Raw genomic sequence first — 22,221 nt, 5'->3', positions numbered from 1 at the left:
TTGTGATTGTAGTATGCGTAATAGGTAGGTACGGGCCAACCACAAACGTACAAGATTTGCCCCGAGCTGCCTCAGTAGACTCGCTCGACTTCTTCTACTGTTGGGATCCCGTGGACATCTTCCTCTACGCCTTCAGCGTCATGTACAGCCCCGGCCCCGTAAATTTCATGGGCCTCAACGCCGGACTCACCGGTCAGTTCCGCCGCTCCACCGGGTTCTTCGTCGGTGTGGGCTGCGCGATGATGCTGCTGTTCGTACTGTTTGGCTACACCGGCGAGGCGATCATCGCCCAGGCCGCGTTGCCGTATATCTCGTTGGTTGGCGGCGTGTACACGCTGTACCTGGCTTATCAGGTGTTCACCGCGCGCACGGTGGTTGATGAAAGCGCGTCAACGGCACAGACCAGGACCCTCACGTTCTGGAACGGCCTGGTGATCCAGTTGCTCAACCCCAAGGGCATCATGGCCGTGTTGCCGATCACCAGTGTGATGCTGCCGGCGGCGCATATCACCGGAGCGTCCATTGCCGTGGTCTCGGCGGTGCTGGCCTTCGGCGCGTTCGGTGCGCCGTGGATCTACGCGTTGCTGGGGGCGCTGCTGGGGCGGCGGATCAACGGGACGTCGGCGTTCACCCTGTTCAATCGGTGCATGGGTCTGGCTCTCGCGGTGTGTGCATATTTAATGTTTCACGCGTTCTATGTGCACCTGATCGCAACGTGAGCAGATTTTGTGATGATCAGGAATTAAATGAGTTTGTCTCACGGTAACTGCCTGTCGACAATGGCTGCCATCACCACCGACATTGGAGTTGCACGTCATGGCAGTCGCCCATTCCCTAGGATTCCCACGCATCGGACGCGACCGTGAACTGAAAAAAGCGCAGGAAGCGTTCTGGAAGGGTGAGCTCGACGAAGCCGGCCTGCGTGCCGTTGGCCGTGACTTGCGCAAGACCCACTGGGACCTGCAAAAGCAGGCCGGCATCGAGCTGTTGCCGGCCGGTGATTTTGCCTGGTACGACCAGGTGCTGACCCACTCGCTGATGTTCGGCGTGATTCCGGAGCGCTTCCGCCCGGCCGATGGCAAAGCGACCTTGCACACCCTGTTCGGCATGGCCCGTGGCGTCAGCGACAGTTGCTGCGGCGGGGCTCACGCCCAGGAAATGACCAAGTGGTTTGACACCAACTACCACTACCTGGTGCCGGAATTCAGCGCTGATCAACACTTCCACCTGGGGTGGGACCAGCTGTTCGAAGAAGTGCAGGAAGCCCGCGACCTGGGCCACACCGTCAAGCCTGTGGTGCTGGGCCCGCTGACCTATCTGTGGCTGGGCAAGGCCAAGGGTGGCGACTTCGACAAGCTCGACCTGCTCGACCGCCTACTGCCGCTGTACGGCCAGATTTTCCAGCGCCTGGCTGAGCTGGGGGTGGAGTGGGTGCAGATTGACGAGCCGATCCTGGTGCTCGATCTGCCGCAGGCATGGAAAAACGCCTTTGAGCGTGCCTACAACCTGATCCAGCGCGACCCGCTGAAAAAGCTGGTTGCCACCTACTTCGGCGGCCTGGAAGAAAACCTCGGCCTGGCCGCCAACCTGCCGGTGGATGGCCTGCACATCGACCTGGTGCGGGCGCCTGAGCAATACCCGACGATTCTTGATCGCCTGCCGGCCTACAAGGTGCTGTCCCTGGGTGTGGTCAACGGCCGGAATGTGTGGCGTTGCGACCTGGAAAAGGCCCTGGCCAACTTGCAGCACGCCCACGAAAAACTGGGTGATCGCCTATGGGTCGCGCCGTCCTGCTCGCTGCTGCACAGCCCGGTCGACCTGACCCGCGAAGACCAACTGGATGCCGAACTGAAAAGCTGGCTGGCGTTCGCCGTGCAGAAGTGCACCGAAGTCGCGGTGCTGGTTCAAGCCGTCAATGAACCCGCAGCGCCCAACGTGGTTGCAGCCCTGGCCGACAGCCGCGCGGTGCAGGCTGCGCGTGCCGCTTCGCCGCGTATCCATAAGCCCACTGTGCAAGCCCGTGTCGCCGCCATCACCGCCCGGGACAGCCAGCGCCAGTCGCCGTTTACCCAGCGTATCGAGCAACAACGCGCTGGCCTCAACCTGCCGTTGTTGCCGACTACCACCATTGGCTCGTTCCCGCAGACCGCGTCGATCCGCCTGGCGCGCCAGTCGTACAAGGCCGGCAAGTTGAGCGAGGCCGAATACGTCGAAGCCATGCACAGCGAAATCAAGCATGCGGTTGAAGTACAGGAAAACCTCGGCCTGGACGTGCTGGTGCACGGCGAAGCCGAACGTAACGACATGGTCGAATATTTCGCCGAGCAACTGGACGGCTATGTGTTTACCCGCTTTGGTTGGGTCCAGAGCTACGGTTCGCGCTGCGTGAAACCGGCGGTGATCTTCGGCGACCTGAGCCGCCCGAAGGCGATGACCGTGGCGTGGATCCGCTACGCCCAGGGCCTGACCAAAAAGGTCATGAAAGGCATGCTGACCGGCCCGGTGACCATGCTGATGTGGTCGTTCTCCCGTGAAGACGTGAGCCGCGAAGTGCAGGCCCGTCAACTGGCCCTGGCGATTCGTGATGAGGTGGTGGACCTGGAAGCCGCGGGCATCAAGATCGTGCAGATCGACGAAGCGGCGTTCCGCGAAGGCCTGCCGTTACGCCAGGCCCAGTGGCAGCATTACCTGGACTGGGCCACCGAGGCGTTCCGCTTGTGTGCCTCCGGTGTGCGTGACGAGACCCAGATCCATACGCACATGTGCTACAGCGAGTTCAACGATGTGATCGAGTCCATCGCGGCGATGGATGCCGACGTGATCACCATCGAGACGTCGCGCTCGGACATGGAGTTGCTCGATGCCTTCGAAGCCTTCGCCTACCCGAACGAAATCGGTCCGGGCGTCTATGACATCCACTCGCCGCGCGCACCGGATGCTGCCGAGATGGCCAACCTATTGCGCAAGGCAGCCAAGCGGATTCCGGCAGAGCGGTTGTGGGTGAACCCGGATTGCGGGTTGAAAACCCGTGGCTGGCCGGAGACGGAAGCGGCGCTGATTCATATGGTGACGGCAGCGCGTCAACTGCGCGCCGAACTGGGCTGACACACAACCCTACAGATATTTGAGCCAGGCCAGGTCGCGGCGACGCGCCTTGAGCCCGGCGAACCAGCGCACAGGCGGGTAGAGCGCCAGGGGCAGCAACAGCGCCACCAGCCACACGGCGCCGATGCTGTCGAAACCGAAGTAGGTGCCGTGGTTGAGGCCGAACAACGCCACACAGGCGACGTAGAGGATTTTCAGCACGTACAGGTGCAGCAAATAGAAGAACATCGGTGCCGCACCAAATGTGGCAAGCACACCAATCCAGCGTTTCTGCCCCGCACGTTCAAATGCCAGTAACAGCAGCACGCCAAGCCCCAGGGTCAGCGCCAGAAACAGCAGCGAAGGCGGGTATTTGGTGATGTTGAAAAAGCTCATCAGCGTCTGCACGCCGCTCTCATAGGCCTGCCAAGGCTTCTCGCCATAGCCATTGGCGGTGCGCAACAGCACGAACCCGACCAACGCACCCACACCACCCAGCAACAGATGACGCTGGCGCAGCGCCGGCGGCATGCCATTGGCAAACCATGGGCCCAGGCTGTACCCCAATGCAATCACGCCGATCCACGGCAGCACCGGGTAGGTCGTGCGCAACCGCAGCGAATCGCCCACCTCGATCCAGCTGCGCTCATGCAGGATCGTCCACGGAATATGCAAGGCCGACCCCGCAGCGAAGTGCACCCCATCCAGCAGGTTATGCCCGCTAATGATCAGCAGCGCCAACCCGATCAGCAGCGCTCGCGGCAACCACACCAGCGCCGCCAGGGCGAGCATGCTCACGCCAATCGCCCAGATCACCTGCAGGTAGATCACGCTGGGCGGCAACTGGAAGGTCCAGGCGAAGTTGACCAGGGTGAATTCCAGCACCACCAGGAACAGCCCGCGCTTGAACAGGAACGCCGATACGTCGCGGCGGCCCTGGTACTTCTGGCCGTAGAGCCAGGCCGACAACCCCGTGAGCAACACAAACACCGGCGCACACAGGTGGGCGAGGGTGCGGCTGGCAAACAGTGCGGGCTCGGTGCTGTCGATGGCCATGGGGTCGCTGACCTGGCGGTGCAGCAGGAAGGTTTCGCGCACGTGGTCGAGCAGCATGAACAGGATCACCAGGCCGCGCAGGGCGTCGATGGAGAGCAGGCGTTGGCGCAGGGGAACAGCATCGGTCATGGGCGTGATCACAGGGCAGGGCGGCAAGGGGGCGTTATCCTATAACATTGGATTCTGATACCGTCAGCTAAATTATCTTTCCAGGTACTCACCATGATCACTGCGCAGGCTGTCATCGACTTCTGGCAACACGCCGGCCCCAAACGCTGGTTTGCCAAGGACGATGCCTTCGACGCCAACTTCCGCGACACCTTCCACACCGCCCACCTGCAAGCGGCCCGGCGTGAGCTGGAAAGCTGGCTGGACTCGGCGCACGGCGCCCTGGCGCTGCTGATCCTGCTGGACCAGTACCCGCGCAATGCTTTCCGTGGCACCGCCCATATGTTCGCCACCGACCCGCTCGCACGGCTGTATGCCCGGCGCATGGTGGACGCCGGGCTGGACCGGCAGGTCGAACCGGCATTGCGTGCGTTCTGCTATCTGCCATTCGAACATTCGGAAGACCCGGCCGATCAACAGCGCTCCCTGGACCTGAACCGGCAACTGGACGCCAACACCTACTATTGGGCCAAGGAACACGCGCGCATCATCGAGCAATTCGGGCGTTTTCCCCATCGAAACGAGGTGTTGGCCAGAGCGACCACTGACGCTGAACGTAGGTTTCTGGAAGCCGGCGGATTTGCCGGATAGCGACTTGACTTTATTGAGCGTTCCGTTCGATTTCCAGGCGTTTGTGCGCATAGGGGCAGCCGTTGGTTGCCAACGCTTTCTCCAGGTATTCAATGCGCAACGGCCGTGCAGTTCTGCGATTGGTTTGGCTGGCGAGCACTTTATAAAGTTCGGCGCGGTAATCATTTTGGCTGCCTGATTGCAATTCGACGCCAGTCGGCCGCGCTCCGCAGGTCAACCATACGGCGGGCTGCGGGTAGTAACGTGCAAAGTCGTCGATTTTGCCCAGAGCGTTTTGCAGTGCCGGTATGTACTTGGGGCCCACTACATAGTCCAGGCAGGTGTTGTCTACATAAAGTGCGGCAGGGGCAAAGCCGTGTTCCAGGCTTGAGACAGCCAGTTGGCACATCTCTTGTTCTTTACCAGGAACCAAATAGACCTGATATAGGAGCATCAGGCGATATTCGGCGACGGGATGTCCGGCCTGCGCCGATTCGCTCAAGCGTTGTTGGACGAGCGCCAGGTTCGCTTTCTTCTCTTCCATATCTGTCGGCGTTTTCTTGGCTAGCAATGAGCGCATCAGGTCTGCGTACTCTGCGTCGCTTTTCTTCAACAGGTTCGCGGCTTGTTGATACTGCGCTTCACCGGGCAGTGCGGGGAGTTCACTGGAAAACGCTACGCAAGGAACACTGGAGAACGACAAAAACACGGCGAAAGGGCGGCGCAAGACGAAAATCCTTTTTTAGTGGTACGCAGGTGCGCGCAGTTTGGCGAGTCTACCTTTACAGGCGTTGCTGTCACAGCGGGCACGGCTATTCCCGCAAGGAATGCCCCCATAAAAACAGCGCATTGTCTTTCTTGTGGCGCATCTCGTAGCGTGGTGTTCCCCTCAAGGAGAATCGTTATGCGCCTGTATGTGGATCATCTGTACACCAGCCCCTACGCCATGTCGGTGTTCGTGACCCTGCGCGAAAAAGGCCTGGCGTTCGACACGATCGCCCTGGACCTGGATGCCGCGCAACAGCACGCCGCCGACTTTGCCCAACTGTCCCTGACCCAGCGCGTGCCGACCCTGGTGGAAGGCGACTTCGCCTTGTCGGAGTCCTCGGCGATCACCGAGTACCTGGAGCAGGCCTACCCTGACGTGCCGGTGTACCCGGCCGATCCAAAACAGCGGGCGAGGGCGCGCCAGGTGCAGGCGTGGCTGCGCAGTGACTTGCTGCCGATCCGTCAGGAGCGCTCGACGATGGTGGTGTTCTATGGGCAGAAGATGCCCGCACTGTCGCCGGTGGCTGAAGCAGCGGCAGCGAAGTTGATCAGTGCGGCCCAGGCGCTGTTGGCGGGTAATCCGCCGTACTTGTTCGGTGAGTGGTGCATCGCGGACGTGGACCTGGCCGTGATGCTCAATCGCCTGATCCTCAACGGTGACAGCGTGCCTGCCGAGTTGGTGGAGTACGCCCAACGCCAGTGGCAGCGGCCCTCCGTGCAGGCGTGGGTGCGGCAACAACGCCTGGCGCAGTAACGACCATTCATCTTCCTTTTGCGGTGATGCGCTTGACAGGCGTCACCCGACGGAAGAATACTCCGGTCATATTCATATATATGACTACATAACAAAGTGAATGTGCCCCCATGAATACGCTGTCCAGTGATGCCCGCCTGCCGCTTTACCAACGCTTGCGCGACCAGCTGATCGAGCAGATCGCCAACAATCGGTGGCGCCCCGGCGAGGCGATTCCCACCGAAGCGGTGTTGTCCGCCGAGTACGCGCTGTCCACTGGCACGGTGCGCAAGGCCGTGGATGCACTGGTCAGCGAGGGCATTCTGGAGCGTCAGCAGGGCCGTGGCACCTTTGTACGCCGCCCGCAATTCCAGTCGTCGCTGTTTAGGTTTTTCCGTTTTCAAGGCCCGTCGGGCGAGCGTCAGGTGCCGCAAAGCCGCATCCTCACGGTCGAGTCCGTGGCCGCGCCGTCGGCGGTCAGCGAGGCGCTGGGCCTGGCCCCCGAGGCCCAAGTGATCCGCATCGTTCGGACCCGTCTGTTTGACGTGCAGCCGCTGCTCGCCGAAGAAATCTGGCTGCCGCGCGCGCGCTTCCAGGCCTTGCTCGACATCGACCTGTCCGCGCAAGGCCCGCTGCTCTATCCGGTGTATGAGAGTGTCTGCGGGCAGGTGGTGGCCTCGGCCGAGGAAACCCTCACCGCCGAATCGGTCAACGCGGTGTACGCGCGTTTGCTGCAAGTACCGGTCAACAGCCCGGTGGTGGTGATCGAGCGTCTGGCCCGCGACTACGCCGGCCTACCCCTGGAGTGGCGACGCTCCCGCGGGCATGCCGAACACTTCCGCTACCGCGTGGACATTCGCTGACCGCACACCCGCACCGTTAACTGTTTGCCCAACACTGGCCCGGCTGTGGCGCGGTTCGCGCCCGGCTGCCTCGCGTTTGACCTATAAGGATAAAAATCATGTTCAGTTGGTATCGCCAAGTCACTCCTCGGGAGCGCAAAACGTTCTGGGCCTGCTTCGGCGGCTGGTCCCTGGATGCATTGGAAGTGCAGATGTTCGGCCTGGCGATCCCGGCACTCATCGCGGCCTTCGCCTTGAGCAAGGGCGATGCGGGGCTGATCAGCGGTGTCACGCTGGTGACCTCGGCCATCGGCGGTTGGGTCGGCGGCACCTTGTCCGACCGCTACGGCCGGGTGCGCACGTTGCAGTGGATGATCCTGTGGTTTTCGTTCTTCACGTTTTTGTCGGCGTTCGTCACCGGCTTTCATCAGTTGCTGATCGTCAAGGCGCTGCAAGGCTTCGGCATCGGCGGTGAATGGGCGGCGGGCGCGGTGTTGATGGCCGAGACCATCAACCCGAAGTACCGCGGCAAGGTGATGGGCACCGTGCAAAGCGCCTGGGCCGTGGGCTGGGGCGTGGCGGTCGGGGTGTTTGCGCTGATCTATTCGTTTGTGCCCCAGGACATGGCCTGGCGGGTGATGTTTGTGGTGGGCCTGCTGCCGTCGTTCCTGATTATCTGGGTGCGCCGCAACGTCGAGGAGCCTGACAGCTTCCAGCGCCTGCAAAAAGAACAGGCGATTCCCCAGAGTTTCTTCAAGTCCCTGGCCGGCATCTTCCGCCCTGAGCTGATCCGCGTCACGTTGTTCGGCGGCCTGCTGGGCCTGGGTGCCCACGGTGGTTACCACGCGGTGATGACCTGGCTGCCGACCTTTCTCAAGACCGAGCGCAACCTGTCGGTACTCAACTCGGGCGGCTACCTGGCGGTGATCATCTTTGCCTTCTGGTGCGGCTGCATCGCCAGTGGTTGGCTGATCGACCGCATTGGCCGCCGCAAGAATATCGTGCTGTTTGCGCTGTGCTGCGTGATCACCGTGCAGGCCTATGTGTTCCTGCCGCTGAGCAACACGCAGATGCTGTTCCTTGGCTTCCCGCTGGGCTTTTTCGCCGCCGGTATTCCGGCCAGCCTGGGGGCGTTGTTCAACGAGTTGTACCCGGCGGATGTGCGCGGCGCCGGCGTGGGCTTTTGCTACAACTTCGGGCGCGTGCTGTCGGCGGTGTTTCCCTTCCTGGTGGGGCATATGAGCGACTCGATGTCCCTCGGCTCGGCCATCGGCATCGATGCCGGGATCGCCTACGGCGTCGCCGTGATCGCCGCGCTGTGCCTGCCGGAAACCCGTGGCCGCGTGCTGGAAGCGGCACCCGCCGAGCGCGTTGTGAGCGACCAGCGCGCCCAGGCCTGATCCTTTTTACTTATGAAAGACGACCCCATGCTTGATAACCGTTCCATCACCGGCATCGACGCCCATGCCCATGTCTTCAGCCAGGCGCTGACCCTGGCCGGTGAGCGTCGCTACACCCCAGGCTACGACGCCACGCTGGCGGACTACCTCGGCCACTTGCACGCCAATGGCCTGAGCCACGGCGTGTTGGTGCAACCCAGTTTCCTGGGCACCGACAACGGCTACCTGTCGGCCGCTTTGCAGCAGGCACCCGATCGGTTGCGCGGCGTCGTGGTGGTGGACCGTGATATCCCGCAGCACGCTTTACAGGCGATGGCCCGCGCCGGCGTGGTCGGCGTGCGCTTGAACCTGGTGGGCAGGGCGCTGCCAGACTTTGCCGAGCGCGGCTGGAAGGTTTTTTTCGAGCACATCGTCGCGCTGGGCTGGCATGTGGAATTGCACCGCGAGGTGGCCGACCTGCCGCAATTGGTGCGCCAGTTGCTGCCGTTCGGGGTCAAGCTGGTGGTCGACCATTTCGGCCGGCCGGATGCACGACTCGGCGTCGCGCAACGCGGTTTTGCCGAGTTGTTGGACTTGGGCCTCAGCGGCCAGTTGTGGCTGAAAGTCTCGGGGATCTATCGCCTGGCCGGCAGCCCGGCGCAGAACCTTGAATTTGCGCGCCAGGCCATGCCGTTGCTGCAGCAGAGTTTCGGTCTGCACCGCTTGGTGTGGGGCAGTGACTGGCCGCACACCCAGCATGACACGTCAGTCGACTACCGCGCTGTGATCGAGCAACGCCAGGCCCTCGGCTGGTCGGCAGCGGTCGCGCAGGCTTTGCTGATCGATACACCCCGGCAGTTATTCGGCTTTGACCACCCGTAGCCAATCCTCTTCCACACGGCGGTCCAGCTCTTCCCAGTCGGCCATGCCCAGTACCCGCGTGGTGTTCAGGCCGCGCAGGTAGCCGCGCAGCTGCTGGGCACTGGCGCTGATCCGATCCGCGTCCGCCGCCTCGTCCTGCAGCACGTGTTCATAGTCGACCAGGTAATCGGCGACCCGCTCGCGAAACTCCGGTAGTACGGCTTCGCGGATGCGGTCGAAGGTTTTCTGGTGGGGCTTCATGGCGTGGTCCTTATAGGTTTTATGTCAGCACTATCGGTTCAGATAATAGTCACCATCACGCATCGCAAGTTCTGTTTTTTCCGGAAAAGCGGAAAATCACCCCATCGAGACGCTGTTCAAGGAAATGCGCGATGAGGACGTTTATTCAGTTGGCTTTGATGGCTCTGATGCTTGGCACGGTGGTCATCAACAACGCGGCAATCGCCGATGATCTGCATACCAGCCATTTGCTACCTATCAACGGTAGCGTAGACTCCCTGCAGCACGCGCAGTCGGTGGGTGTGTTGTTGAGCGACAACACCCGCGACAACCTCAGCTACCTCGAACGCTACCACGACATGGCCTTGAATGGCGCCAAGGATGCCCTCGACGGGCGTATCCGCCAGGCGTTCGTCAACAGTTCCGACCCGGAACTGGCCATCGATTGGTTGATGAGCTCGCTGCAAGGCACCTTTTTGTCGGTAACGGTCTACGACAACCTGGATGCCCTGGTGCAGGCTCACCCCGATGTGGTGGTGATGCTCGATACCCATAACCAACTGCTGACCCAGCGTAACGATGTGGTCGAGGCGCGTTTTGTTGCGCGGTTCTACGACGCGAACCTGCAGTACATTGCCCGGGCCGAAGGCTCGGTGCACAAGCAGGTGACGTCGGTGTGGGTGCATGACAAGGCCGCTCCGGAGATTGCCGCGCAGATCGAGCAGCAGCGTGATGTGCAACTCGATGCCTTGAAGCAGTTCGATGCCTCGCTCAAAGCGTTAGTCCGTGCCGGTTGATGTGAACCTTTATTTTTATAGTCAGGAATTTTCCATGCGCGCTTTTTTCGCCCCGGCCTTGGCCATTGCTTCCCTGGTGTTGGCGGGTTGTGTAACTGCCCCTAATGCCCCGAGCCTGACCCTGCAAACCAGCAAGAGTCCGGAAGCCTACGTGCAGTGCGTGCTGCCCAAGCTGGAAAAGCACGGGATCACCTCGACCGTCACCCAGAACTCGCGCCATGCCAAAGTGGTACTGACCAGCAAGATTGCCGCCGATGACGTGCTGGAAGCCTACAAGGCTGGAGAGGGCGCCAAGGTGTTCTTGTATGAGCGCAAGCCGTTGGCGTCGACGATTACGCCGTCGCGGCTAGAGCTGGCGGCAAAGGACTGCCAATAATCCCAGGCCATACATAAAACCACATGTGGGAGGGGGCTTGCCCCCGATAGCGGTGGATCAGTCAATACATCTGTGACTGCCATACTGCTATCGGGGGCAAGCCCCCTCCCACAATTGGATTTGCGTAGGGCTTAAGGTTTGGCTTCGTTGCTGAAGCTGTTCACTTTCTTGACCAACCCCTGCGCCGCCAACGCCACCAACTCCCCACCTTTTTCTACCGTCGCCAGCGCCGGGTCCGAGCCCATGCGCCCATCCGGGAAGCGCGCGCGGAAGTCCAGCGCCTCGCGGATCGGCCCGGTGTTGGCGATTTGCGGTGAGTAGTCGGCAGTCTTGATCGCGTCCGGGTAGGCCCATTGGGTCACCGCAATCTCTGATGGTGTGGCATGGCTGCCATGGCCCACCGGGAATTGGCGCTGGGCCAGGTCGGTCACGCCTTCCAGGTCCCACCAGTTCACCAGCTTCAACGCAAAGCCGGCGGGGCGACGGGCGAAGCTCGCTTCGGCGTACAGCTCGGAAAACGCCGCTTCAATCGTGGCGATATTGCCGCCATGGCCGTTCAGAAACAGAATCTTCTCGAAACCATGCCCGGCCAGCGAACGCACCCAGTCGCCAATCGCGGCGATAAAGGTGGAAGGGCGCAGGGAAATGGTGCCGGGAAAACCCAAGTGATGCTGGGCCATGCCGATGTTGAAGGTCGGGCCGATCAGGATGTCGGCGTTCTGCTGCGCCTCATGGGCGATGATTTCCGGGCACATCCAGTCGGTGCCGAGCAGGCCGGTGGGGCCGTGCTGTTCGTTGGAACCGATGGGAATCACCACCGTGCGGCTGCGTTCCAGAAACTGCCCGATCTCGATCCAGGTGGACTTATGTAGAAGCATGCGGCGCTCTCTTATCTATGGGGACAGGCTATCCGCCACGGATTGTACGACTACTCGCCACCTGTTGGGGTTTGCAATTGAGGTAGGTCGAAGACTTCAGCCAGCGCTGGTCGGGGTACCACGAAAACATGAACTGCCCATCCTTGAGCTTGTCCACTACCTGGCGGGCCACCTGCGGGCGCACGGCCGGGCAACCCTGGCTGCGACCGATACGGCCTTCGCGCTTGCTCCACAGGGGGCTTACGTAGTCGGCGGCGTGGATCACGATGGCGCGGTCGCGGGCCTGGTCATTGAAACCCGGCTCCAGGCCGTCCATGCGCAACGAGTAACCGTGGGTACCCAGGTAGCTTTCCTGGGTGCGGAACAAGCCCAGGCTGGACTGGTGGCTGCCTTCCCGGTTGGAGAACTGGGTGGCGAAGTTTTCCCCGGACTTGGCGCCGTGGGCCACCAGGTCGCGCAGTACCAGGGTCTTTTTGCGCAGGTCGAAGATCCATAGCCGACGGGCGGTCGAAGGCTGGGAGTAGTCAATGACCGCCAGGCGTTCGGAACGCTCCTCGCCGTTATTGACGGCGCATTGCACCGCATTCAGGGCGCTTTTGAGTACAGTGGGATTGAGTTCTGGAGCCGAGCGCGCCAGGCTGCTATACAGGGAAGGAGAGGTCGGATTGGCAGCGAGCGCAAAATTGCTCAGCGTAGCCAACGTCACGGTGATCAAGCCGAGGCGGCGCATAAAAGTCAGCATCTACAAAGAATCCCCCGGTGTGGATTGGAGCCAGGTCAATTGTTCAAAAAACACGCATGTTACTTGAGCATTTGCCTGCTCGTTGCACCATTGGTCGCGACAGCCGACGCGCTGCCGGTCGAGCCGTTGCCGGTGACCACACCTGCGTCGGTCGATCTGGCGCCGGTGCAGCAGGCCTTGGCGCAATTGCCCAGCGTCTGCCCCGGCTTGGCGCCGCAGATTGACGCCGCCGCCCAACTGCGTCTGCAAGCGTTCTACCAACAGCAGGGGAGCCTGCCGTTGTGGTCCGCCGACGAGCGCCGGCAAGCCCTGCAATCTCAGTTGCTGATGCTCGCCGATGACGGCCTGGACCCCACCCACTATAGCCTGCCTGCGCCAGATGCCACGGCCAACGTGCTGTGCAGCGACATCGCGACCAGCCTGCACTACCTGCAAGCCCTGCAGGATCTGCACTACGGGCGCCTGCAGCAGTCGCGCTTCGAGCCGCTGTGGCATTCCCAGCCACCGACCCGCGACCCCAATGTTGAAGTGCTGGCGTTTGCTGCCACCGGCCTGCAAGACATGACCCAGGCGTTCGACCAGGCGCGCCCCAGCGCGGACCTCTACCGCAGCCTGCGCAATGCCTATTCCACCGTGCGCCAGCAACCATTGCCACATTGGGACGCGGTCGCCAGTGGCCCGTTGTTGCGCCCTGGCATGGACGACCCGCGCGTACCGGAACTGGCGCGGCGCCTGATCGGTGGGGGTTACCTGGCCAAGGCCCCCGGCGGCAAGCAGTACAGCGACGAACTGGTCAAGGCGGTCAAGGCCTTTCAACTGAGCCATTCGTTGCAGGCTGACGGCGTGATCGGCGCCGGTACGGTGGCCGAGCTGAATATCAGCCCGGCGATCCGTCGCGAACAACTGCGCATCAACCTCGAACGCTTCCGCTGGCTGGCCCAGGACCTCGAGCCTGAAGGCGTGCTGGTCAACGTCGCCGCCGCGCAACTGAGCGTGTACCAGAGCGGCATCCCCGTGTGGCAGACCCGCCTGCAAGTGGGCCGCGCCGAGCGCCAGACGCCGTTGCTCAAATCCCGCATCACCCGGTTGACCCTTAACCCCACCTGGACCATCCCGCCCACCATCATGCGCGAGGACAAACTCCCGGCCATCCGCCTCAACCCTGAATACCTGCGCCAGCAGAACCTGCAAGTGCTCGATGCCGAAGGCCACCCGCTGGCGCCGGAACAGATCGACTGGGCGCGCCCGGGCAATATCCTGCTGCGCCAGGAAGCCGGCCCGCGCAACCCGCTGGGCAAGATCGTGATGCGCTTTCCCAACCCGTACTCGGTGTACCTGCACGACACGCCGAGCCAGCCGCTGTTCACCAAAGGGCCACGGGCATTCAGTTCGGGGTGTGTGCGGGTCGAGCAACCGCTGCTCTTGCGCGATCTGCTGGTGAGCCCGGCCGAACGTGCGCGCACCGATGAACTGCTGGCCACCGGCGTGACCCACGAATTCAGGCTGGCCACGCCGGTGCCGGTGTTGTTGAGTTACTGGACGGTGGAGGTCGATCGCCAGGGCGGTCTGGTATATGCGCCGGATATTTATGGGCGAGACCTGGTGTTGATGAAGGCGATGGGCAGTGTGTTATAGGCGACTCAACCTTGTGGCGAGCGGGCTTGCCCCGCGTTGGGCTGCGAAGCAGCCCCAATAAGCCCCCCCGCATTTCCCCTGTCAGAACGCATTGCCTGGTTTTCAGGGCCGCTTCGCGCCCCAACGCGGGGCAAGCCCGCTCACCACAGCAAGCCCGCTCGCACAGGAGTGAGGTTCGCCCTCGTTGTTGTCACGGCCTGCTCCGGTGTCATGAATGCAGTATCGAGCGTCAAGGGCACTTCATCCCAAGGCTCATACTCATGCGCCAACACAGACGCCCAGGAGGGCGGAACCAGGCCGGGAATATCCCCCGTACGGGTTTCCACCCGTCGTTGATGTTCCTGGTGGTCTGAGCAGATCACCCGAACATCCAGTAATGCCACCTTTGCTGCTACAGCGACAGCCTTCCACGCCTCCCGGCTTTCCTTGACCGGATTCACGCAGTCTGCCACCACGGTGTGGCCCAGTTGCAGATTGCTCAGCGCCAGCGCATTCGCCACGCCATAACCGCTGGCACCCACGTCCCCCGTCAGCACCCCGGCCTTGCGTATAGCCTGTTCAATCAGGTCGATACGCAGGTAAACCGCAGCGGTCTGGCGTGCGAGTTCGCGGGCAATCGTGGTTTTGCCGGTGCCGGGCAGGCCGCTGAAGACAATTAGCATGGGTGGGTCTCATAAGATCGGTCCAGTTCAGAGTATCCTTCAGTTCCCCCACAGGTCGACCACAGGACACCCGATGCTTGTGCCGTTCGTGAAAATGCACGCCCATGGCGACGACTTCATCATCATCGACCGCCGTGGTTTGCACGATCCCATCACCGCGCAGATCGCCCGACGCCTGGGCGACCGCCACACCGGTATCGGTTTCAACCAGCTTGCCGTGGTGCTCGACTGCGATGACGCCGCTGCGCGCATCAAGTTCTGGAACCCCAACGGTACGCCGCTGGCCACCTGCGGCAGCGCGACCCGTGGCGTGGCTGATCGCTTGATGCATGAGGCCGCTACGGATTCGGTGCTGTTGCGCACCGACCGCGGCCTGCTGACCTGCGTGCGTGCACCCGGGCGGCAGGTGTCGGTGAACATGGGCGAGCCGTCGTTGGACTGGCGTGCAGTGCCGCTGGCCGAAGCCATGGATACGCTTGTTTTGCCTATCGAGGGCGACCCGGCCGCGTGCAGCATGGGCAACCCGCACTGTACGTTTTTCGTGGATGACCTCAGCGCAATCGACATCGCCGCCGCTGGCCCTGGGCTGGAAAAACATCGGTTGTTCCCGGACAAGACCAATGTGCATTTCGTGCAGGTGCTGGACCGCGGCCGTATTCGCCTGCGCATCTGGGAACGCGGCGGCGGCGTGCCGCTGGGCTCTGGCTCATGCTGCTGCGGGGCGGTGGTCAATGGGATTCGGCGCGGTTTGCTGGATGCCACAGTGCAGGTGCAGTGCGACGGCGGCACCGTGACCGTGCACTGGGCGGGTGAGGGCGGTGTGGTGTTGACCGGCAGTGTCGAGCCGGTGATGCAAGGCAGCGCCTACGGACTCTGAAACATCACGGTAAAGATGGTGCCGCCGGTGGCACAGGAACTCACCGACACATCCCCACCGTGCACCCTGGCCAACTCGCGCACGATATACAGGCCCAGCCCTACGCTGCGCACATCACTGCCCTGGTCAGTACCTCGGGTCATGGGCTCGAACAGCCCTGCCAACAACGCTTCGGGAATGGCCGCACCGTGGTTGTGTACCGTCACTTCGCAGCGGCCATCGCCCAGGCGTGAGGTAATCCGGATCGGCCGTTGCAGGTCGCCATAAGCCACGCTGTTGGCCACCAGGTTGCCGATGATCTGCTGCACGCGGTCGGCGTCCAGGCAGGCGTCACCACTGCCCTCGGTGTGATGCTCCAGCGTCGCCTTGGGGAACGCCACGCGCAGTTCATCCACGGCGCGATGAATCACGCCATGCAAGTCCAGAGGCAATGCCTTGATGGTGATGCCCTGGCCGACCCGGGCCTGGGTGAAGTCCAGCAGGTCGGCGATCATGCGTTGGGCGCGTTCGGACGACTGGCCGATATGCCCCAGCAACTGGCGTTCCTTGGCTGTGCGTTCGCTGCGGCTGAGAAAGTCGGAGGCCATGCGGATGGCGGTGAGCGGGTTTTTCAGGCCATGGCTGACAATCGCCACCATCTGCTCGGCAAACAGCGCGCGGCGCTGGGAAATCGCATAGGCCTCGCGCAACTCGGCCTGGGCTTGCTGCAAGGCCAATTCGGTGGCGGTTTTTTCCTGCAACAGCGCTTCGGCCAGGTTACGTGCGTTGAGCAGCTCGCGTTCGTACTTGTCGCGGTCGGTGGTGCCGAACAGCGCCAGGTCGTACACCGCGACGTCGGCCTGCTCGCGCTTGTTGCCGTTGAGCAGCACGGTGATCTTGTGACCGTCACGGTGCAGCATGTCCAGCTTCACTTCGGTGACGCTGCCATGCATGCGCAACATGGGCGCCAGGTGGGTCTGGTGGAAAATCCGTCCGCCCATGGTCAACAGGTCCTGGAAGCGCTTGCCGCACAACTCGGCGGCGCTGAACCCCAGCCATTCGCTGAAGCGTGCGTTGGTTTGCACCAGGGTGCCATCTTCCGAGGTGACGGCCAGGGCGCAGGCTGCGCTGTCGAATAGATCAGCTGGCACGTGCAGTTGTCCACGGTGCGAGGAAATCGTCCATGGCCGCCGCGCAAGCCTGGGGCGCGCTCATGTGCGGGCAATGGCCGACGTTGTCCACCAGGTGATAGGTGCTGTTGGGCAACACGCTGTGCAGGTATTCGCCGACAGCCATCGGGGCGATCAGGTCATCGGTCGACTGCAGGATCAGCACCGGGGTGGCCAGGCCGATCACATCCTGGCGGTTGTCCGACATGAATGTCACCCGCGCGAACTGCTTGGCGATATCCGGTTCGGTGCGACAGAAGCTCTTGGTCAGCTCTTCGCCCAATGCGGGTTGATCAGGCGCGCCCATGATCACCGGGGCCATGGCGCTGGACCAACCGAGGAAGTTGCTGTCGAGGGTGTCGAGCAGGTCGTCGATATCGCTACGCTTGAAACCGCCGATGTAGCCGTCTTCATCGATATAGCGCGGCGACGGGCCTATCATCACGTGGGCGGCGATACGCCCCGGGGCCTGGCGGTCGGCGAGGGTGCCGATCATCGCGCTGACGGAGTGGCCTACCAGAATCACCGGACCCGTGGCATGGGTGTCGATGATCTGATTGAGGTCCCGGGCATAGCCGTCCAGCGTGCTGTACTTGTCTTTGTCGTAGGCCCTCAGGTCCGACAGGCCGGCGCCCACCAGGTCGTACAGCACCACACGAAAACGCTCGAGGAAATGCGGCGCCAGGTAGTTCCACATGGCTTGGTTGCAGCCAAAACCATGGGAGAACACCAGGGTCGACGTACCGGTGCCCATCACATTGACGTTGTTGCGCTGACGTAGATCCATGGATTTTCCGGTTATGGCGTATTGCTATGTATACGCGCAGTTTAGATAGTCAACGCCGTGGGGTCACGCGTTATAGCGTTGATAAGGTAAAGTCGGCGCCTTCAGGAAGAAACTTCAGGTAACAAAGCATGATGGCGATTTTGCGGCAATCGATCCTGGGCCTGGTGGCGCTGGCGCTTATCGGTCTGTTGAGCACTGCCCACGCGGAGGATTCGCCCATCGGTGTGGCCCTCGACCAGCGGGTGATCGACCTCACCAACACCCTGGACGCCACCACCGCCACCCGTCTGAAAAACCAGCTGGCGGACCTTGAACAGCGCAAAGGCGCGCAAGTGGCTGTGCTGCTGGTGCCCACCACGGGTGACGCGAGTATCGAGGACTACGCCAACCAGCTGTTTCGTGCCTGGAAACTGGGGCGCAAGGACATCAACGATGGCATCCTGCTGCTGGTGGCCAAGGACGATCGCAAGGTGCGCATCGAAGTGGGCTACGGCCTGGAAGGCACGGTCACTGATTTGCTGGCCCATCGCATCATCGAAGAACACATCACCCCGGCGTTTCGCCAGGGCGATTTTGTGGGCGGCGTCTCCCAGGGCGTGAACGACCTGGTGGTGCTGGTGGACGGCGGTGACTTGCCCGCGATTGCGGGGCCGGGGCTCAATCCGCAGTTCATTGCGATACTGCTGGCGTTTGTCATCGGCGCTATCGGCGGTGTGCTTATCGCCGCCGGCAAGCTGCATTGGCGCCGCGCGTTGATTGCCACCGCGCTGGTGACAGTACTCCTGGCGATCTATGGCGGCGGGCGCGATTGGCCGATGTACCTGTTTGTCGTGCCGCTGACGTTGCTGATCGGCGGCGCCACATTCGGCGCATTGTGGCTGGCGCGTGGGGTGTTTTACAGCGTGTTGGGGCTGTTGGCGTATATCGCCGGGGTGCTGGTGGTGAACCACTTCGTCGAGGTCAATTTCGTCCATTGGCTGGTGTGGCCGTTTGGCGGCGCCTTGGTGCTGGGGTTATACGTGGGGCTGTTTTTTGTCATCCGTGAATCCTGGAAAAAACGCCCGCGCTTTTTCATCTTGCGTGTGTTGGCGGTGCTGGCGGTCTACGTGGCCGTGGGGGTGTTGCTGGGGCACGGTTACCAGGGCTGGATAGTGGCGATACCCGCTGCAACGATCGTGGCGTTTATTGTGTTTATCCAGAGTATTTCCGAGGGCGGCTCGGGGTCGGGCGGAGGTTCCGGCTCCAGCTCCGGCAGCGATCGTTCCAGTTCCAGCAGCAGTTCTTCCGGTGGTGGTGGTTCCAGTGGCGGCGGCGGGGCGTCAGGCAGCTGGTAAAACATTACAGCGCCTTAGACAGAAACACCCGGCTGCTGCCGTCCGGTTCGCATGGAATCTCGCCAAAACGCACCCAGCCGTGCTTCTCGTAAAACCCCGGTGCTTGAAAGCTGAGGGTATACAGCACTGCGTGGCGACAGCCGCGGCGCCGGGCTTCATCTTCAAAGGCGTGCAGCAACTGACTGCCAACACCCGACCCGCGCAGGGTGTCGGGCAGATGAAACAGATCGAGAAACGCCGTGCCCAGTGTGGTTTTGCCGGTGATACCGCCAAGGATTTGCCGGGTGTCGGGATCCTTGACCAGCACCGCCAGCAAGCGCCGGTCGTTATAACCCGTGATGGCCTCATTGAACGCCGCCAAGCCGGCGCCGAGGACACGCTCGGCGTCGGGGTTGGGCTGGTCGCTGACTTCAATGTGGAGGGCTGTCATCACGGGGTCTCGTCTGGCTTATGCGCGTTGCCATCCTCCCATGTTATCGGCCTTGGTCTCAAAATCTATTGGTTCGCGGTACGGATCTCCCAGCGGCGTATGTTGCCCTTTGCCCGCCGCCTGGGTGGGTTGCCAGCTTTGCGTAGTGGGGTCGAACACTTCGGCATCATCCCCGGCGGTGTCATCCAGGGGGTTGTGGCGTGGCTGGTCGTTGTCGATGTGCGTTGCAAGCGCTTGATAGGCAGCGGTGTAAGGGTTGAAGCCGTTGATTGAAGACATGGCAATACCTCTCTGATAGTGAAAAAAACAACCCGTCAGCACCTGTCTGGCGGGTTGCATCAGAGGCTACAGAGCGTGCAAAGGCTGTTCAATCAGGCGGTTTTCGGCGGATGTAACGGGGTGAAACCGCTACCGGGTGCACTCATGCAATGGCTTGCGTGGCTGTACGACATGTCCCGTTTTTTTGCTTGTCGATGCAGGCGAAATGTCAGAGAGGGTGCACGTAGATCAGGTATTTGCATGCTGAAATATATCGGCGTCTTTTACTGCCCGTGACTGGCTTACGTCCGGACACACAAGTGCTGCATTAACCCTGGGGTCTAGAACACCATCACCATCTCATGCCACGCCATGCCACCGTGCTCCGACGGCGACGGCTGCACATACTGGTAACCCATGCGCTCATACAGCGGCACGTGTTGCTCCTTGCACATCAGATGAATCGTCTGCTTGCCCATGCCGCGCATGCGCTGCACAAACTCCGTCATCAAGGCTTTTGAGTACCCTTTGCCCTGGTGCGCAGGGTCGACCACCACCGACATGATCACCACATTCGGCGCGTCGGCCGAGTGGCCCACCAACTCCTTGAACGCTTCGTCTGACATCACCACCTTGTGGGCGCAGCCGCCGTTGATGAAACCCACCACTTCGCCCGCCGCTTCCAGGATCAGAAAGCCTTGCGGGTACTGCGCAATCCGCGTGGCGATCTTTTCCAGGGTGGCGGCTTCGTCGCCTTCGTAGGCGGTGATCTCGATTTCAAAGCAACGGGCGGCGTCGGCGGGGAGGGCGTTGCGCAAGGTGAGGGCGGGCATGGGCGTTTCCTGAGGCGCTGAGCGAGAGGCGCATGATAGACAAACATCGACCCGAGCGACACAGATCCCCTGTGGCGAGCAGGCTTGTTGTGGCAAGCCCGCTCGCCACCACGATCTCATCACTCAGCTCACAGCCGGTACTTCAAACCCCACCCACCAACTTCCCTCCGTCCATCCGCCGCTTATACGCACTGTCACGACTCGCCAGCCAGAAATACAACGGCGACGTCACCACCAACCCCACCACCCAGGACAGGTCCGCCCCGTTGATGTGCGCCGAAATCGGGCCCACATACAGCGGCGTATTCATGAACGGAATCTGCACCACAATCCCCACTGCATAGGCGAGCAATGCCTGTGGGTTGTATCGCCCGTAAATCCCGCCGTCCACGCGGAAGATCGAGGCAATGTCGTACTTGCCCTTATGGATCGCATAGAAGTCGATCAGGTTGATCGCTGTCCACGGCACCAACACCACCAGCAGCACCAGCACCATGTCGACGAAGTGGCCGATGAAGTCCTTGGAGGCAAACACCGCGGCAATCGCACAGGCCGCCAACACCAGGATCGAGATCACCGCGCGGCTTTTGGCGGTGGGAATCCAGCGGTACGCAAAGGTCTGCACCAGGGTGATGATCGACAGCACCGCACCATACAAATTGAGCGCGTTGTGGCTGATCACGCTGAGCAGAAACAGCACCAGCATCAACGGACCGATGGCGCCGGTGGCAAGTTTGACGGCGTCCATGGTGTCCATGCCGACCGGGGTGGCGAGCACGGCGACGGCGCCGAAGATGAACGACAGGCTGGAGCCCAGGGCCGAGCCGAGGTAAGTGGTCCAGAAGGTGGAGGCGACCGGCACGTCGGCCGGCAGGTAGCGTGAGTAGTCGGAAACGTAGGGCGCGAATGCGATTTGCCACAGCGCCGCCAGGGACACCGTTGCCAGCCAACCGGAGACGTTGAATTCACCACGGGTCAGGAAGTCGGTGGTCTGTACGTGGGTGAAGATATAGCCGAACCCCAGCACGATCCCGGCGCCCAGCACCCAGGTGCCGATGCGGTTGAGTACGTGGATGAAGCGGTAGCCGATGATACCGATGATGCCGGAGCCGATGGCGCCGATCACGATGCCCACCGGCACGGGCACGGCGTCGACCACGCCATGCAGGGACTTGCCGGCCAGCACGATGTTGGAGGCGAAGAAGCCGATGTACATGACGCCGGCAATCACCACCACCAGCAGAGCACCGAGTGAGCCGAACTGGGCGCGGCTCTGGATCATTTGCGGGATGCCCATCTGCGGGCCCTGGGCCGAGTGCAGCGCCATCAACACGCCGCCGACCAGGTGGCCGACGAGGATCGCGACGATGCCCCAGAGCAGGTTGAGGTGGAACAGTTGCACACCCAGCGCCCCCGTGACGATCGGCAACGGCGCGATGTTGCCGCCGAACCACAGGGTGAACAGGTCTCTGACCTTTCCATGGCGGTCTTCCGGGGGCACGTATCCAATCGTGTGTTTTTCGATAAGCGGGGCGGAGGATGTTGCAGTGGTAACCATGACGAGCTCCAAGGCAAGGTGAGTACGTTGACGTACTTCGCTGTGCGCCACCTGCGCGGCGCTTTGTTGTTGGAGTGATCATCTGCAATGGGCGCGGGGAGGTAAATTAGTAAGTTTGTTGCTATAGACCTTAAAAAATATAGCTCGCGTCTTGTCGCGCTCGGGTATGTTGCCTACACCTGATTGACGGGCGAAGTCCCACGTT

At 61.9% G+C, this 22,221-nt stretch carries 24 protein-coding genes; 12 read left to right on the top strand and 12 right to left on the bottom strand.

The window, feature by feature from the left end:
- Positions 1 to 110: 110 nt before the first annotated feature.
- A complete protein-coding gene (locus ACZ445_RS17380; protein WP_058423980.1) occupies positions 111 to 719 on the top strand; it encodes a LysE family translocator in 609 nt (202 codons plus the stop codon).
- A 97-nt stretch (positions 720 to 816) separates the two neighbouring features.
- Complete coding sequence (gene metE, locus ACZ445_RS17375; RefSeq protein ID WP_464707327.1) at positions 817 to 3,105, top strand: 5-methyltetrahydropteroyltriglutamate--homocysteine S-methyltransferase; 2,289 nt, start codon at positions 817 to 819, stop codon at positions 3,103 to 3,105.
- Positions 3,106 to 3,114: 9 nt separating this feature from the next.
- Here metE and ACZ445_RS17370 read toward each other — a convergent pair whose 3' ends face one another.
- A complete protein-coding gene (locus ACZ445_RS17370) occupies positions 3,115 to 4,269 on the bottom strand; it encodes an acetyltransferase domain-containing protein (RefSeq protein ID WP_058423978.1) in 1,155 nt (384 codons plus the stop codon).
- Between the two features lie 93 nt (positions 4,270 to 4,362).
- On the opposite strand from ACZ445_RS17370, the gene ACZ445_RS17365 reads away from it, so the two are divergent.
- Positions 4,363 to 4,899 (top strand): DUF924 family protein, encoded by a 537-nt coding sequence (locus ACZ445_RS17365; protein WP_058423977.1) that lies wholly within the window; start codon positions 4,363 to 4,365, stop codon positions 4,897 to 4,899.
- 10 nt (positions 4,900 to 4,909) lie between these two features.
- On the opposite strand, the gene ACZ445_RS17360 is transcribed toward ACZ445_RS17365, so the two are convergent.
- A complete protein-coding gene (locus ACZ445_RS17360; RefSeq protein WP_058423976.1) occupies positions 4,910 to 5,605 on the bottom strand; it encodes a hypothetical protein in 696 nt (231 codons plus the stop codon).
- Between the two features lie 177 nt (positions 5,606 to 5,782).
- On the opposite strand from ACZ445_RS17360, the gene yfcF reads away from it, so the two are divergent.
- The 4 genes from yfcF to ACZ445_RS17340 all read left to right on the top strand — a co-directional run bounded on the left by yfcF (position 5,783) and on the right by ACZ445_RS17340 (position 9,482).
- On the top strand, positions 5,783 to 6,400 hold the full coding sequence (gene yfcF, locus ACZ445_RS17355) for a glutathione transferase (protein ID WP_179029198.1): 618 nt from the start codon (positions 5,783 to 5,785) through the stop codon (positions 6,398 to 6,400).
- 110 nt (positions 6,401 to 6,510) lie between these two features.
- A complete protein-coding gene (locus ACZ445_RS17350) occupies positions 6,511 to 7,242 on the top strand; it encodes a GntR family transcriptional regulator (protein WP_058423974.1) in 732 nt (243 codons plus the stop codon).
- A gap of 98 nt (positions 7,243 to 7,340) precedes the next feature.
- Entirely contained in the window at positions 7,341 to 8,621 is a 1,281-nt protein-coding gene (locus tag ACZ445_RS17345; RefSeq protein ID WP_058423973.1) for an MFS transporter, read from the top strand.
- A gap of 27 nt (positions 8,622 to 8,648) precedes the next feature.
- Positions 8,649 to 9,482 (top strand): amidohydrolase family protein, encoded by an 834-nt coding sequence (locus ACZ445_RS17340; RefSeq protein ID WP_058423972.1) that lies wholly within the window; start codon positions 8,649 to 8,651, stop codon positions 9,480 to 9,482.
- Here the strand turns inward: ACZ445_RS17340 and ACZ445_RS17335 are convergent.
- A complete protein-coding gene (locus ACZ445_RS17335) occupies positions 9,459 to 9,722 on the bottom strand; it encodes a hypothetical protein (protein ID WP_058423971.1) in 264 nt (87 codons plus the stop codon). The genes ACZ445_RS17340 and ACZ445_RS17335 overlap by 24 nt on opposite strands.
- Positions 9,723 to 9,853: 131 nt before the next feature.
- Between ACZ445_RS17335 and ACZ445_RS17330 the strand changes: the two genes are divergently transcribed.
- Positions 9,854 to 10,498, top strand: coding sequence for an ATPase (locus ACZ445_RS17330; RefSeq protein ID WP_464703871.1), 645 nt, complete (start codon positions 9,854 to 9,856; stop codon positions 10,496 to 10,498).
- 34 nt (positions 10,499 to 10,532) lie between these two features.
- Positions 10,533 to 10,874 carry a hypothetical protein gene (locus ACZ445_RS17325; protein ID WP_464703869.1) on the top strand — a complete coding sequence of 114 codons (342 nt, stop codon included), beginning with the start codon at positions 10,533 to 10,535 and terminating at the stop codon, positions 10,872 to 10,874.
- Between the two features lie 131 nt (positions 10,875 to 11,005).
- Here ACZ445_RS17325 and ACZ445_RS17320 read toward each other — a convergent pair whose 3' ends face one another.
- On the bottom strand, positions 11,006 to 11,752 hold the full coding sequence (locus tag ACZ445_RS17320) for a creatininase family protein (RefSeq protein ID WP_058423968.1): 747 nt from the start codon (positions 11,750 to 11,752) through the stop codon (positions 11,006 to 11,008).
- Between the two features lie 28 nt (positions 11,753 to 11,780).
- Positions 11,781 to 12,494 (bottom strand): murein L,D-transpeptidase catalytic domain family protein, encoded by a 714-nt coding sequence (locus ACZ445_RS17315; RefSeq protein ID WP_058423967.1) that lies wholly within the window; start codon positions 12,492 to 12,494, stop codon positions 11,781 to 11,783.
- Between the two features lie 39 nt (positions 12,495 to 12,533).
- Between ACZ445_RS17315 and ACZ445_RS17310 the strand changes: the two genes are divergently transcribed.
- Positions 12,534 to 14,129, top strand: coding sequence for a L,D-transpeptidase family protein (locus ACZ445_RS17310; protein ID WP_058423966.1), 1,596 nt, complete (start codon positions 12,534 to 12,536; stop codon positions 14,127 to 14,129).
- Positions 14,130 to 14,269: 140 nt separating this feature from the next.
- Here ACZ445_RS17310 and ACZ445_RS17305 read toward each other — a convergent pair whose 3' ends face one another.
- Positions 14,270 to 14,791: a P-loop nucleotide/nucleoside kinase family protein gene (locus ACZ445_RS17305; RefSeq protein WP_058423965.1), complete on the bottom strand. Its 522-nt coding sequence runs from the start codon at positions 14,789 to 14,791 to the stop codon at positions 14,270 to 14,272.
- 73 nt (positions 14,792 to 14,864) lie between these two features.
- Here ACZ445_RS17305 and dapF point away from each other — a divergent pair, with 73 nt between their 5' ends.
- Positions 14,865 to 15,668 carry a diaminopimelate epimerase gene (gene dapF / locus ACZ445_RS17300; RefSeq protein ID WP_058423964.1) on the top strand — a complete coding sequence of 268 codons (804 nt, stop codon included), beginning with the start codon at positions 14,865 to 14,867 and terminating at the stop codon, positions 15,666 to 15,668.
- Here the strand turns inward: dapF and ACZ445_RS17295 are convergent.
- Both ACZ445_RS17295 and ACZ445_RS17290 read right to left on the bottom strand, forming a co-directional pair.
- Positions 15,656 to 16,798, bottom strand: coding sequence for a PAS domain-containing sensor histidine kinase (locus ACZ445_RS17295; RefSeq protein ID WP_464707326.1), 1,143 nt, complete (start codon positions 16,796 to 16,798; stop codon positions 15,656 to 15,658). The two genes, dapF and ACZ445_RS17295, sit on opposite strands and share 13 nt — an antisense overlap.
- Entirely contained in the window at positions 16,788 to 17,603 is an 816-nt protein-coding gene (locus ACZ445_RS17290; RefSeq protein ID WP_058423962.1) for an alpha/beta fold hydrolase, read from the bottom strand. Before ACZ445_RS17290 ends, ACZ445_RS17295 begins: the two co-directional genes overlap by 11 nt.
- Before the next feature lie 128 nt (positions 17,604 to 17,731).
- Between ACZ445_RS17290 and ACZ445_RS17285 the strand changes: the two genes are divergently transcribed.
- Positions 17,732 to 18,937, top strand: coding sequence for a TPM domain-containing protein (locus ACZ445_RS17285; protein ID WP_310863861.1), 1,206 nt, complete (start codon positions 17,732 to 17,734; stop codon positions 18,935 to 18,937).
- 4 nt (positions 18,938 to 18,941) lie between these two features.
- Here ACZ445_RS17285 and ACZ445_RS17280 read toward each other — a convergent pair whose 3' ends face one another.
- The 4 genes from ACZ445_RS17280 to ACZ445_RS17265 all read right to left on the bottom strand — a co-directional run bounded on the left by ACZ445_RS17280 (position 18,942) and on the right by ACZ445_RS17265 (position 22,016).
- Positions 18,942 to 19,367: a GNAT family N-acetyltransferase gene (locus tag ACZ445_RS17280; protein WP_058423960.1), complete on the bottom strand. Its 426-nt coding sequence runs from the start codon at positions 19,365 to 19,367 to the stop codon at positions 18,942 to 18,944.
- 18 nt (positions 19,368 to 19,385) lie between these two features.
- The gene (locus tag ACZ445_RS17275; protein WP_147467435.1) at positions 19,386 to 19,646 is read right to left on the bottom strand and encodes a hypothetical protein; all 261 of its coding nucleotides are present in this window, start codon (positions 19,644 to 19,646) and stop codon (positions 19,386 to 19,388) included.
- Positions 19,647 to 19,966: 320 nt separating this feature from the next.
- A complete protein-coding gene (locus ACZ445_RS17270; RefSeq protein WP_179028647.1) occupies positions 19,967 to 20,458 on the bottom strand; it encodes a GNAT family N-acetyltransferase in 492 nt (163 codons plus the stop codon).
- A 142-nt stretch (positions 20,459 to 20,600) separates the two neighbouring features.
- Positions 20,601 to 22,016 (bottom strand): purine-cytosine permease family protein, encoded by a 1,416-nt coding sequence (locus tag ACZ445_RS17265; protein WP_310863859.1) that lies wholly within the window; start codon positions 22,014 to 22,016, stop codon positions 20,601 to 20,603.
- Positions 22,017 to 22,221 lie beyond the last annotated feature (205 nt).

The sequence above is a fragment of the Pseudomonas allii genome (assembly GCF_055380095.1).
The sequence above is the reverse complement of the archived record's forward strand: the minus strand, read 5'-3'. Positions and strand labels throughout refer to the sequence as shown.